We start from the raw sequence: 13,447 nt of genomic DNA, 5'->3' as shown, positions 1-13,447 counted from the left end.
CAAAGGTAAATGAAATATCTTAAAAAAAGGGAGTCGTTTTTTGTTTTACGTTTTTCTGCATCGATAGAAAGGGTCTATACCTAAATTGCCATGGAGCGATAAAAATTGTCGACCGATGTGTCGGTCATGGATATTTCCCATAAAGAAGAGGAGAGTTTTATGCGGGCTGCTTTTTTATGGTTAAATTTGCCGACTCATCGAAAAAAACGACACGACTATGCTCCTCCGACATTTGCTTTGGGTGGGCCTCGGCAGTTTTGCCGGCGGCATTCTTCGTTACTTGGTGGCACTCTATACCCGCACCCACGGATTCGACGGATTTTTTCCGTGGGGTACGTTTCTGGTAAACGTCATCGGGTGCTTCGTCATGGGGCTCCTGTTTGCCCTCTCCTCGCGGTTCCCGATATTCGCGGGGGAAATCCGGCTTCTGCTCATGGTAGGGCTGTGTGGCGGATTTACCACCTTCTCGTCGTTCACCCAGGAAAACGTCCTGCTCCTGCAATCGGGGCAGTACCTTACCCTGGGGCTCTATCTGCTCGCCAGCCTGGTGGGGGGCATGTTGCTCTTCTTTCTCGCCTTTTCGCTGGTAAAATCCCTTTTATAAAAGGTTCTCAGGCGCGTTTACACAACCGGCCGGGGTTCCTGTTTTCCGCCGGCTCAGTAGAGTAACGTTGGCCAAGTCGGGGGGAATCGTTTTTAAATTATCTTTTGAAGCATAAAAAAACATCAACGGGCTTCTTTGTCGCGAATTGAAAGTGGCCTATCGACGTTGATTGTTCCTTGCAACCTTTTGTTGCGGGGAAGGGATTTTTGGTTTATTTCTCATAAAATCGGAAGTCGTTTGACAAAAAAACTCAAAAAAAGGAGGCCGACGATGGTCTCACCGAAAACCGATGATTCACTTTTGCGTGAGGTTCAAGTATTTAAAAAAACTTTATTTCACTAATAAATCGCACACAAAAGACGTTTCCTCATTAAAGTATCGTACCTTTGCGACAAATTTTTGAATACAAGAATATACGGTTCGATACCCAACCGTCGCAACAAGAGACATACACACATCTATCCGTAACCTCAGGATTCGCTTATGAAACGACTCGCCCTATCAGTAAATGCAAAACGACTCGCCGACAAGAAATTGTGGGGCATACTCCTGCTCATCGCACTTCTCATCGGCGCATATTTCATTTTCTCCCGCAAGGAGAAACCGCAAGAAGAATATGCCATCGTGGCAACCATGAAAGCCGAGCAAAACGATGTCGGCGTGTATGGCGAATATGTGGGCCGCGTACGAGCCCAGCAATTTGTCGAGGTGCATGCGCGTGTCGAAGGCTTCCTCGAACAGATGCTGTTTGAGGAGGGGACTTATGTAAAAAAGAACCAGGTGCTGTTTGTCATCGACCAACGCCAGTACAAGGCCAAAGCCGACAAAGCGGCCGCCCAACTGAAAAAGGACCAGGCCCAGGAAAGCAAGGCGCAGCACGACTTGGAACGTATCCGCCCGCTCTATGAGCAGAACGCGGCCAGCCAGCTCGACCTCGACAACGCCATCGCGGCTTATGAAAGCGCCAAAGCCTCGGTCATCATGAGCCAGGCCGACCTCGACCAAGCCCTCATGGAACTCGACTACACCGTCGTGCGGTCGCCCATCGCCGGCAACATCAGCGAGCGCCTCGTCGACCTCGGAACGCTGGTGGGCACCAACGGCAAATCGCAACTGGCCACCATCGTCAAGAGCGACACGGTGCTGGTCGATTTCAGCATGACCGCCCTCGACTACCTGCGCAGCAAGGAGCGTAACGTGAACTTGGGCCAGAAGGTCGAGAACCGCTCGTGGCAACCCTACATCACCATTACCTTGGCCGACAACACGCAATATCCCTACAAAGGTCTGGTCGACTTCGCCGAGCCGCAGGTCGACCCGCTCACCGGGACTTTCTCGGTGCGCGCCGAGATGCCCAACCCCGACCATGTGCTCCTGCCGGGCCAGTCGACCAAGGTGTTGCTATTGCTCGACGTGCGCGAAAATGCCGTAACCGTACCGTTGAAGGCCGTCATCATCGAAAAAGGCGGTGCCTACATCTATGTGGTGCGTGAAAACGGCACAGCCGAGAAACGCTTCATCGAACTCGGACCCCAACAAGAAAACATGGTTGTCGTCGAACGCGGCTTGTCGACCGACGAAGAAATCGTCGTCGAAGGCTATCACAAGCTCACCCCGGGCATGAAAGTGAAAGTCGACAACCAGTATTTGGAAGCCCAACCGTAATCTCCGCACCGCCATGAAAGTGAATTTCTTCATCGACCACCCGGTCTTTTCGATGGTCATCTCCATTCTCATCGTCATCGTGGGATTTATCGGGCTGACCCTCTTGCCTATCGACCAATATCCGCAAATCACCCCGCCGGTGGTAAAAATCAGCGCCTCATATCCCGGTGCCAGCGCCACCACGGTGTCGCAAGCCGTTGCCACGCCCATCGAACAGGAGTTGAACGGCACCCCCGGCATGATATACATGGAGTCGAGCAGTTCCAACTCGGGAGGGTTCTCGGCTACCGTCACCTTCGACGTATCGACCGATGCCAACCTCGCCGCCGTCGAAGTGCAGAACCGCCTGAAACTGGCCGAGTCGCGACTGCCCAGCGAAGTGGTGCAAAACGGCATATCGGTCGAGAAACAGGCCGCCAGCCAGTTGATGACAATCTGCCTAACATCAAACGACCCCAAATTCGATGAAATCTACCTCAGCAACTTCGCCACGCTGAATGTCGTAGACCTCCTGCGCCGCATTCCCGGCGTGGGCCGCGTATCGAACGTCGGAAGCCGCTACTACGCCATGCAGATCTGGGTGCAACCCGACAAGCTGGCCAGTTTCGGCCTCACCGTGAAAGACCTGCAAACCGCACTCAAAGACCAAAATACCGAAGCGGCAGCCGGCGTCATGGGCCAACAGCCGGTGAGCGACGTCGACATCACGATACCTATCACCACGCAGGGGCGCCTCTCCACGGTAAGCCAGTTCGAGGACATCGTCGTACGAGCCAATGCCGACGGCTCGATTATCCGCCTCAGCGACGTGGCCCGCGTGTCGCTCGAAGCCTCTTCATACAACACCGAGAGTGGCATCAACGGCGGTAATGCCGCGGTACTTACCATCTACATGCTTCCCGGCGCCAACGCCATGGAAGTGGCCGAGAACGTAAAAGCCTCCATGGAAGAAATCAGCCGCAACTTCCCCGACGGCCTTACCTACGAGATACCGTTCGACATGACGACCTACATCTCCGAGTCGATACATGAGGTCTACAAAACCCTCTTCGAGGCCCTCTTCCTGGTCATCATCGTCGTCTTTTTCTCCCTGCAAAGCTGGCGCGCCACGCTCATTCCCGTCGTGGCGGTACCCATCTCGCTCATCGGTACGTTCGGGTGCATGCTCATCTTCGGCTTCTCACTCAACATGCTCACCTTGCTCGGACTCGTTCTCGCCATCGGTATCGTCGTCGACGACGCCATCGTCGTGGTCGAAAACGTGGAACGCATCATGGACGACGAGAAACTCTCCCCTTACGAGGCAACCAAGAAAGCCATGAACGGCCTGAGCAGCGCCCTCATCGCCACCTCGCTCGTCCTCGTGGCCGTATTCGTTCCCGTGAGCTTCCTCTCGGGCATCACCGGCATGCTCTACCGGCAGTTCACCATCACCATTGCCGTGTCGGTCATCATCTCCACGGTGGTGGCCCTCACGTTGAGCCCGGTCATGTGTTCCCTGATTCTCAAACCCGATGACCCCAACAAGAAAAAGAACATCGTCTTCCGCTACATCAACATGTGGCTGCACACGGGCAACCACAAGTACATGAACGGCATACGGGCCTGCATCGCCAACCCGCGGCGCATCATGGCCGCCTTCGGGATAGGTCTTGCCATCATAGTCTCGCTCAACTATTTAATCCCCACCAGCTTCCTTCCCACCGAAGACCAGGGGTACTTCAAGGTCGAGCTCGAACTGCCCGAAGGGGCCACGCTCGAACGCACCCGCACGGTAACCAACCGCGCCATTGCCTACATCATGGACGACCCGGCGGTCTCTTATGTGCAGAATGTAACGGGTACCAGCCCGCGCGTCGGTACCAACCAAGCCCGCAGCGAACTGACCGTCATTCTCAAACCGTGGGACGAACGCAAGGACGAATCAATCAGCGACATCATGGCCCGCATACGCGAAGAGTTGGAGAAATACCCCGAGAGCAAGGTTTACCTCTCGACCCCGCCGGTGATTCCGGGGCTGGGTAGCTCGGGAGGTTTCGAGATGCAGCTCGAAGCCCGCGGCGACGCCACGTTCGACAACCTCGTGCAGGCCGTCGACACCCTCATGTTCTACGCCTCACAACGGAAAGAACTCTCGGGACTGTCGTCGTCGTTGCAAGCCGAGATACCCCAACTCTACTTCAACGTAGACCGCGACAAGGTGAAGTTCGCCGGCGTCCCCCTGACCGACGTATTCTCGACCATGAAAGCCTACACGGGGTCGGTCTACGTCAACGACTTCAACATGTTCAACCGCATTTACCGGGTATATATCCAGGCCGAAGCCTCGTACCGGAAATTCAAGGAGAACCTCAACCTCTTCTTCGTTCGCGGAAAAGACAATGCCATGATACCCCTCACCTCACTGGGCGACGCCTCCTACACGACAGGACCGGGAAGTATCAAGCGCTTCAACATGTTCAACGCGGCCGTAATCCGCGGTGAGGCCGCCAAAGGATACAGCACGGGGCAAGCCATGAACACGCTCGAAGAGATTGTGCAACGGCATCTCCCGTCGAACATCGGCGTCGAGTGGAGCGGACTCTCCTACCAAGAGAAAAAAGCCGGCGGGCAGACCGGCCTCATTCTGGCACTCGTCTTCGTCTTCGTGTTCCTCTTCCTGGCCGCCCTCTACGAGAGTTGGATTATCCCCGTGGCCATCTTGCTCTCGCTGCCTGTGGCGGCCCTGGGCGCCTATCTCGGCATTTGGGTCTGCGGCCTCGAAAACGACGTCTACTTCCAAATAGGACTTGTGATGCTCATGGGTATGGCGGCCAAGAACGCCATTCTCATCGTCGAGTTTGCCAAAGAGCAGGTCGACGCAGGTACTCCGCTCATCGAAGCCACCCTCAATGCCGCCCGCCTGCGTTTCCGACCCATTCTCATGACCTCACTGGCATTCATCTTGGGTATGTTGCCCATGGTATTGGCCAGCGGCCCCGGCTCGGCCAGCCGGCAGGCTATCGGCACCGGCGTTTTCTTCGGTATGATTGCCGCCGTAGCCATCGGCATTCTGCTCGTGCCTTTCTTCTTTGTATATATCTATAAACTCAAAGCGGCTTTGAAACAGAAAGCCCTGAAAGTAAAACGCGCATGAAAACGACCCGATACATCGCCCTACTGCTCTGCGCCCTTACCTTGGGGGCGGTAACCTCGTGCAAGGTCGGGAAAAAATATTCCCGACCCGAGATGGCATTGCCCGAACGGATAGACTCCACCGCTGCCCTTCCCGACACCTTCTCGGTTGCCGACATGCACTGGTGGACCGTGTACACCGACACCATCTTGCAGAACCTCATCACCCAAACGCTCGAACACAACAAGGACATGCTCGCCGCCTCGGCCCGCATCAAAGAGCTGGCTGCCTTGCGCCGCGTCGACATCAGCAAGATACTGCCTCAAATCAACGGCCGCCTCTATGCCGATAAAGACGCGACCAATTACGGCGGCGACGATTACAGCAACGACCCCGAGCTCCATGCCCGCGCCGTACTGTCGTGGGAGGTCGACCTGTGGGGGAAACTCCGCTGGGGAGCCGAGCGGAGCAAAGCCGAACTGCTCGAAGCCATCGAAAACCAACGAGCCCTGCAAGTGAGCCTCGTGGCACAAGTGGCACAATCCTACTTTGAACTGATAGCCCTCGACCACGAGCTCGCCATTGTGCGTCAGACCCTGCGAGCCCGGCAAGAAGGCGTGCGGCTTGCCCGTCTGCGTTTTGAAGGCGGGCTCACCTCTGAGACCTCCTTCCAACAAGCCCGCGTGGAGCTCGCCCGCACCGCCACCCTCGTGCCCGATCTCGAACGCGCCATCGCCATCAAGAAAAACGAGATCGCCTTGCTCACCGGGACATTTCCCCGGGAAATAGCCCGGCAGACCGACCGGTACATCAATCGCCTGCCGCAATACCTGCCCGCCGGATTGCCCTCGGCCCTGCTCGAACGCCGTCCTGACGTGAGAGCCGCCGAAAAAGCCCTCATGGCCGCCAACGCCGAAGTGGGTATCGCCCTCACCAGCATGTTCCCGCAAATCACGCTCACCGCCGAATTCGGCATGGAAAGCGACGACATCAAGAACATCTTCCAGTCGCCCGCCCATTTCCTGAGCGGGACGCTCCTCACACCCCTCTTCAACATGGGGAAGAACATCTCCCAGCACAAAGCCAAGAAAGCCGCCTACGAGCGCAGCGTCTACCTCTACGAGAAGCAGGTGCTTGTCGCTTTCAAGGACGTGCACGACGCCATAGTCACCTACAACATGAGCGAGGAGGTGTTCAGTTCACGGCAGAAACTCGAACAGGCCGCATACAGCAACAACCAACTGGCCAACCTGCAATACATCAACGGTTACATCAGTTACCTCGACGTGCTCGATGCCCAGCGTGGTTATTTCGATGCACAAATCAGCCTCAACGAAGCCATTCTCGGCAAGCAGCTCGCCTTTGTGCAACTCTACAAAGCGTTGGGCGGCGGCTGGCAATGACCCATGGTCACAGGCCCACATTTCTACATTTCTCATCGCCAGCTATCCCTGAATTACCGAGATAGCTGGCGTTTTTTTTACAAGAGGGGGGCCGGCAAGGACGACACGGAGAGGGGGAGCTGTGCACAATGACACGGAGCTGACAATCGACACGATTCGGCGGTTTCATCGAAAAAAAACAGGGTCATGAAATCGCCGGAACACCACATGTCCGAGATTTCCCGACAAAAGAAGGATCGTTGCGGCATCTTTTCAGCACCATCGGTTGTTATAGTCTCACGGCACACATCTCTACTGCGGAGGCAAGCCTCACAGAGGGGATTTCTGCCGGGCAACTTTCATGTTTGTCATACCAAACCGCCTACCCATGAAAATAGCCATGAGCGGAGCGAGCGGTTTCACCGGGAAAATTAACCTCCGCACGAAAAGGATTCCCGGCAAGCCTTTTTCCGGCAGGAGGAGCGGCCTTTTGTAGAGCCTATTTCTTATCTTTGCGGAAACCTCAAAAGACAAAACGATGGATATCCTCCGCACCCATGCCATTTTTTTCAGCGCAGCCGGCACGACCCGACAAATCACCGAAGCCATCGCAACCGGAATCGGGAATCCCGACATACGCTTCCACGACCTGCTGTTGCAGGCTCCGAAAGAAGCCGTTACAATCCCGGCCTGCGAAACAGCCCTCTTCGTCATGCCCGTCTACGCCGGCCGCATACCACAACCGGCCACGAAAGCATTGGAACAGATACACGGTGAAAAGACGCCCGCCATCATCGCCTGCGTCTATGGCAACCGCCACTACGACGACGCCTTGCGCGAACTGCGCGACCGAGTCGAGAAACAAGGCTTCTCGGTCATCTCGGCCGGGCTTTTCATCGCCCAGCACTCCATCTTCCCCCGCGTAGCCGCAGGACGCCCCGATGCCGCCGACCTGGCCGAAGCCAAACAATTCGGGAAAGAAAGCCGGCAATGGCTGTCGACCCACCCCGAATGGGCAACATCACCCCGCATCGACGTGCCGGGTAACTATCCCTACCGCCCCACGATGAATCCGCCGCTGAAACCCAAGACCAACCGGCACTGCAACGGTTGCGGTATCTGCGCCGCACAATGCCCGGCCGGAGCCATCGACAAAGAAAACCCGCGGCATCTCGACCCAGGGAAATGCCTCTCCTGCGCCCACTGCATCGCGGTATGCCCCCAACGGGCCAAACACTTCGGCGGACTGGTCTACCGACTGGCCGCCCGCCAGTTTTTCAAAAAATTCGCCACCCCGCAAAAGAACCACTGCATCTACCGACTGAAATAAAAAACCGACCGACAGCGACACGATAGAATCCTGTGAACTCTCAAAAATTCCCATCAGGGGCTGGGGCTGGTTGCTGGGGTGCAGCATTCTGAGTTTGATCGGCTTCTTCATATACTTGGTTACCCCCCATATATGGCGGAATCTTTATTCTCGTTTTCATTGGAATATCATTCATCTTATATGGCATATTCCGCATCATATTATCCTTCAAATTCAGAAAATTCAATAAATTAATAGACGATAATGATTTTATAGAAATTGATGTTTATTGATGCTGCCGGAGTACGGATTTGTTAATCCGTACTCTTTTTTTCATTAATTTCGACGGAGTTGCCCTACTTACGACATCACCTCTCCCGTCCCTTGTTTGATTCCCGGGAAAATCAAAGGCTCATAAAAACACATCGACATAACCGGCCGCCTTTTCCACAAGGCTCCCCTTCCCGATTCATTTCGACACACATATCCCCTTACGGCTCTCACACATGGGAAAGAAGAATTCCCAAAGCCGCATGAGGGTCTCGTTTTTGTCCCGGCTGAAAAATCAAATACCTCGCAACTATCTGATAATCAAATAGTTGCGAGGTATTGTGTCGGGGTGAGAAGACTCGAACTTCCGACCTCCACGTCCCGAACGTGGCGCGCTGCCAACTGTGCTACACCCCGATTGGCTTTGCGTGCGCAAAGGTAATGTTTTGATTTGAATTTATCAAACATATATTCGGGAAAAATTTTATTCCGACATTTCAAATGCCGGTCAATGCTATGTCTCCACCACCCGCACTCGACTGCACCCGTTGGAGACGCGTTCGACCTGCACCTGCACGGGTATGCGCTCGGTCATCTCGGCAACGTGCGAGATGACGCCTATCTTGCGGCCTTGTATCTGCAAATGTTCGAGAGCTTCCATGGCGGTGCGCAGGGTGTCGGCATCGAGCGAACCGAAGCCCTCGTCGATGAAGAGCGACTCGATATTCATGCGGTAGGACGAGAGCGACGAGAGCCCCAACGCCAGCGCCAGCGAAATAAGGAACGACTCACCGCCCGAAAGGGTGTGCACACTGCGTATCTCGCCCAACATGTCGTTGTCGGCCACCTGCAACGCCAGCGACCGGGAGACCCGTTGCAGCGTGTAACGCGACGAAAGGCCGCGTAAATGCAGATTGGCATAAAGCAGCAGGCGGTCGAGGGTATAACCCTGCGCTATGCGACGGAACTTCTGCCCGTCGGCCGAACCGTAAAGCTCATTGAGTCGCTCCCAGTTTTGTTTTTCGGGCACGAGCGCCGCCTGTTGCTCGACAAGATGGGCCGTCGCCTGCCGGTTTTTGTCGTCGGCATCGAGGCGAGCCTGTATCTCGGCCATGCGGGCGCTTTGTTGGCGCAGAAGGGCCGACTGCTCGGCCAGTTGCTGCTGCAAGAGGGCCGGGTCGTCGAGCGAAGGTTTGTCGGGCTGCGTTTCGTGCCGAAGCAACGCTTCGGCTCTTTCCTTGCATCGCGTGGCCGAGGCCGAGAGCTGTTCCTGCAAAAGAGCCAGGCTCTTTTTCTCCTCGGCCACCCAGGCCGGGGTATGAGACATCAACTCCGACAGCATCGATGCCGTTATCGTGCGGTGGGTGTCGAGCCACTCCTCGATGCGTCGCTGCCCGGCCTTGGACTGCTGTTGCAAATCGGAGAGATGGCGACTCAGTTGCGACATGGTGCCGTTGAGATGCTCGGCCCGGCTGTTGAGTTCGTTGTAGAGGCGATTTTCCTCCGCCCATTGTTCGTCGAGACGACGGGTTTCGCGTTCATGCGCGGCTTCGACGTCGGGCAACGGTTTTCCTCCCAGCAAAGAACGACGGCATGTCTGCAACTCCTCGTGCGAGCGGCACGCCGCATCGAGGGAGTGACGTTCGTTTTTTTCGATGGATTCGAGCTTTTTCAGGTTTTCGTCCAAGGCCGGCAGCTCTCCCGAGAGGGACTCGACAAGGCTCTGCAAGCGCACCCGCGCCGTCTGTTTGTCATTCCACGAGGCGGCATAGGCATCGAGGCGTGCATCGAGTTGTTCTTCCTGGCGCCAAGCCGGGACAAGGAGGTGCAACAGCTCATCGAGCTTTTGGGAACGCTCCGTCTCTTGCCGGCGGTAACTCTCGATGCGGGAACGGTGCAACACATCGGCCTGACGGGCATTTTCGACATGACGGGTCAGCGTCTCGATTCTTTGCGAAGTCTCCTTCTTTTGGCGTTCGAGCTCCTCCTCCCGCAAGGTCTTGGCCTCCTTGGCGGTCAAATAATGATGGGGACTGCCGCAAACGGGGCAAGGCTCCCCCTCGACCAAGCGGGTCCGAAGCAGATAGACCTCGCTCGGCATGATGGTATCGAGGTGCCGGTTCTCCTCCTGCTGGGCGGCCAACTCCGTCTCATAGTTCTGCAACAATTTGGCATTATCGGCCTGCATGTGCTCCTCGGCCGCACGTTCCCGCACCAGACGGGAATAATCCGAGAGCAGCTCCTTGATGAGGGCACGATGGCCGACCAATGGCTCGTAGTCGCGGTTCTTCGCCTGCCACGTTTCGATAGAGGCAAGGTCTTGGCGGGCCTGTTCGAGAGCCGATTGGCGGTCGAGGCGCATTTTCCGCGCGGCAGCCAGGTCGGCAGAGGCTTTCTCGCAACTCTTCCGGGCGGCGGTGAGAGCCTGGTGGCTCACCGCCAGCCGGGTATCGAGTTCCGCGGCGCGAAGACGTTCGGGAGCCGAGGCGTCCCAATCGGTTCTCAGGAGGAGGCGTTTCTGTTCCACGTCTTTTCGTTGCGCCTCTTTCCGTGCCAAATCCTGGGCACACCGGCGACTCTCGACGGCCAGTGCATCGAGGCGGGTCTGTTCCGACTTTCGAGTCTCCTCGCAGAGACGCAGTGACTGGTAGTCATCTCGTATCTCCTGCACCAAATCATAACGGCCGATATATTCCCGGCGCGGGGCCGCCTCATCATAGGCCGCCCGCGCCTTTTCATGCTCGACGTCGGCCTCACGACGACGAGCCGCCAACCCGGCTCGCTCATCGAGCCAACGCAGCTGTCCTTTAAGTGCCTCGCAACGCTTGGACGACTCTTCCTCGGCCAAGCGGCAGGCGCCAAGCTCCGCGGCAGAAGCCGCCCGCTCCTCGGCGGTGAGCAAAGGAATCAGTTCGAGTTGCCGGGAGAGGTCGTTGTAACGCTCCTGCATCTCCTTGTTGCGCTGGTACAGGAGTTGCGATATGCGCGAATATATCTCGGTTCCCGTGAGTTTTTCGAGCAGGTCGGCCTTTTCCTCCTCGGGGGCTTTGAGGAAGGTGGCGAAGTCGCCCTGGGCCAGCAGCACCGCCCGTGTGAACTGGTCGAACGTCAGTCCCAGCAACTGGGTGACGCGACGCAAAATCTCCCCTTTTCCGCCCTGTTCTTCGACACCGGTGGAGAGATTGTAAAGCCGCATCTCCGAAGGCTGCAACGACCCCTCGGCACGCCCCCGGGCCCGACGCACAGCCCAACGGGCCCGATAAAGATCGCCGTTGAGCGCCTGAAAATCGGTCTCGGCATACCCCTCGGCTGTTCCCCGCCGCAACAACGAGCGGCAGTCGTTCTGCGAGAGGGTCTTGTCGGAGACATCGGGCAGCAGCACACCGTTTTCCCGCGCCCGGTTCATGCGGGGTGTCTTGTCGAAAAGCGCGAGACACAAGGCATCGAGCAGCGTCGACTTTCCGGCGCCGGTAGGCCCTGTTATGGCAAAAAGGCCGGCCGAGGCAAGAGGTTCGCTTGTAAAATCGACCGCAAATTCACCTTCGAGCGAAGCGAGGTTTTTCCCGCGTATGGCTAATATCTTCATGGCTGCGCCTCCCTCATCACCTGTTGCAGCAAAGTGGTCATCTCTGCCGGCATTTCCGTTTGATAGATTTTCTGATAATGTTCCCGGGCAATCTGCATGGGCGACACCTCCTGCCAGTCATCAGCAAAAGCGACTGCCTCCCCGCCGGCTCCCTGCCCCGGCAACTCCGGAGCCAAACGCGCCAGACGCACCCGCCGCTCCACCAAGGCTTCCTCGATGCGACGGCGCAACGACGGCTCGGGCTGCGTGAGACGCACCTTTATTTCGAGATAAGGAGCGTGCGCATCGGCCTCGCCCTGGGGTAACTGAGCGATGGCCTCAAAAATCGTCTCACTTGTCCCACTTATCGACACCAACGGCACCGGCGGTTCAAAGGGAAGCCATTCGATGGCGGTCGAGTCACCGTCGAGCGTGACACACACCACACCGTGACGATTGTTGCGCTCGGCAAACGACATCGGTATCGGAGCCCCGGCATACCGCACATTTTCACGTCGCGACACCCGTTGGGCGCGATGCAGATGCCCCAGCGCCGTGTAACGGAGCGACGCATCGAAAGCCTCAGGCGACACACATTCGAGACCGCCGATGACCGTTCGTTCAGAACGGTCGTTCTCCGACACCTCCGCCCCCGTAGCCTGCAAATGCCCCATGGCCACCAGAGGTTTGCCCAGCCGGGAAGCCCGTTCGCACAACGCCCGGTAAAGCGCCGCTACCCCCTGCCCATAATTCTCGGCACGCGGGTAGTCGCCCTGCCGCAGGAAAGGCACCGCCAGGCAATATGCCTCGGGGTGAAGCGCGTGACCCAACGGCACAATGAGACGGTCGAGGTCGATATCGCCCGCCGGGGTGCGCCGCACAAGACCGCGCACCACCACCCGCATCTCCTCAAAGAGCGGGTCGGGAGCTTCGAGACGGGCCGCAGAATCGTGATTGCCCGCAATGACGACAATCTGCAACGTGCGATTCTCCTCGGTCGCCCGACGCAGGAAGCGATAAAAAAGGCGTTGCGAAAGAGCCGACGGATTGGGCGTGTCGAAAACATCACCCGCAATCAAGAGCACATCGGCTCGCTGGGCGACAAGTTGCCCGCACAGCCACGAAAGAAAGGCTTCATGCTCGTCATGGCGTTCATAGGAATAAAACGTCTGACCCAAATGCCAATCGGCCGTATGCAAAATTTTCAATGCCATAGATAGAGTTTGTCACAAAGATAGGAAAAGCTGTGCGCAGAGACAATAAAAGTCGACGAAGTTTTCGGCACAAGACTATACCGAGCCAACTCAAGACACCATAGAAAAAACGGCTCAAAAAGAGAAAAAAAGAATCCGATTTCCCGATTACTCGAGAAAAAACATCGATTTCGACATTTTTTTCTCAAAAAATTAGGCAGAATAAAAAAAAACCCCTACATTTGCACACGCAAAAGCGATGGTGCCATAGCTCAGTTGGTAGAGCAAAGGACTGAAAATCCTAGTGTCCCCGGTTCGATTCCTGGTGGCACCACTTTGAAGAA

Annotated in this window: 7 protein-coding genes and 2 tRNA genes; 6 read left to right on the top strand and 3 right to left on the bottom strand. The window is 56.5% G+C overall.

The annotated features are described in order from the left end of the window. The first annotated feature begins 217 nt into the window (after positions 1-217). The 5 genes from crcB to IAD09_02720 all read left to right on the top strand — a co-directional run bounded on the left by crcB (position 218) and on the right by IAD09_02720 (position 8,096). A complete protein-coding gene (gene crcB / locus IAD09_02740; protein HIT81144.1) occupies positions 218-604 on the top strand; it encodes a fluoride efflux transporter CrcB in 387 nt (128 codons plus the stop codon). Positions 605-1,087: 483 nt separating this feature from the next. Next, a complete protein-coding gene (locus IAD09_02735; protein ID HIT81143.1) occupies positions 1,088-2,269 on the top strand; it encodes an efflux RND transporter periplasmic adaptor subunit in 1,182 nt (393 codons plus the stop codon). Between the two features lie 13 nt (positions 2,270-2,282). Further along, positions 2,283-5,405, top strand: coding sequence for a multidrug efflux RND transporter permease subunit (locus IAD09_02730; protein ID HIT81142.1), 3,123 nt, complete (start codon positions 2,283-2,285; stop codon positions 5,403-5,405). Then, a complete protein-coding gene (locus tag IAD09_02725) occupies positions 5,402-6,787 on the top strand; it encodes an efflux transporter outer membrane subunit (GenBank protein HIT81141.1) in 1,386 nt (461 codons plus the stop codon). The genes IAD09_02730 and IAD09_02725 overlap by 4 nt, the downstream gene beginning before the upstream one ends. Before the next feature lie 517 nt (positions 6,788-7,304). After that, the gene (locus IAD09_02720) at positions 7,305-8,096 is read left to right on the top strand and encodes an EFR1 family ferrodoxin (protein ID HIT81140.1); all 792 of its coding nucleotides are present in this window, start codon (positions 7,305-7,307) and stop codon (positions 8,094-8,096) included. A gap of 593 nt (positions 8,097-8,689) precedes the next feature. On the opposite strand, the gene IAD09_02715 is transcribed toward IAD09_02720, so the two are convergent. The 3 genes from IAD09_02715 to IAD09_02705 all read right to left on the bottom strand — a co-directional run bounded on the left by IAD09_02715 (position 8,690) and on the right by IAD09_02705 (position 13,118). Continuing rightward, positions 8,690-8,762: transfer RNA gene (locus IAD09_02715), tRNA-Pro, on the bottom strand. 97 nt (positions 8,763-8,859) lie between these two features. Continuing rightward, a complete protein-coding gene (locus IAD09_02710) occupies positions 8,860-11,931 on the bottom strand; it encodes an AAA family ATPase (protein ID HIT81139.1) in 3,072 nt (1,023 codons plus the stop codon). Further along, positions 11,928-13,118, bottom strand: coding sequence for an exonuclease SbcCD subunit D C-terminal domain-containing protein (locus IAD09_02705; protein ID HIT81138.1), 1,191 nt, complete (start codon positions 13,116-13,118; stop codon positions 11,928-11,930). Before IAD09_02705 ends, IAD09_02710 begins: the two co-directional genes overlap by 4 nt. 246 nt (positions 13,119-13,364) lie before the next feature. Between IAD09_02705 and IAD09_02700 the strand changes: the two genes are divergently transcribed. Then, positions 13,365-13,437 (top strand) — tRNA-Phe (locus IAD09_02700). Positions 13,438-13,447: the final 10 nt, after the last annotated feature.

The sequence above is a fragment of the Candidatus Caccoplasma merdavium genome (genome assembly GCA_018715595.1).
Lineage (GTDB): Bacteria > Bacteroidota > Bacteroidia > Bacteroidales > UBA11471 > Caccoplasma > Caccoplasma merdavium.
Note: the sequence above shows the minus strand (reverse complement) of the source record. Positions and strands in the feature narration are given on the sequence as shown.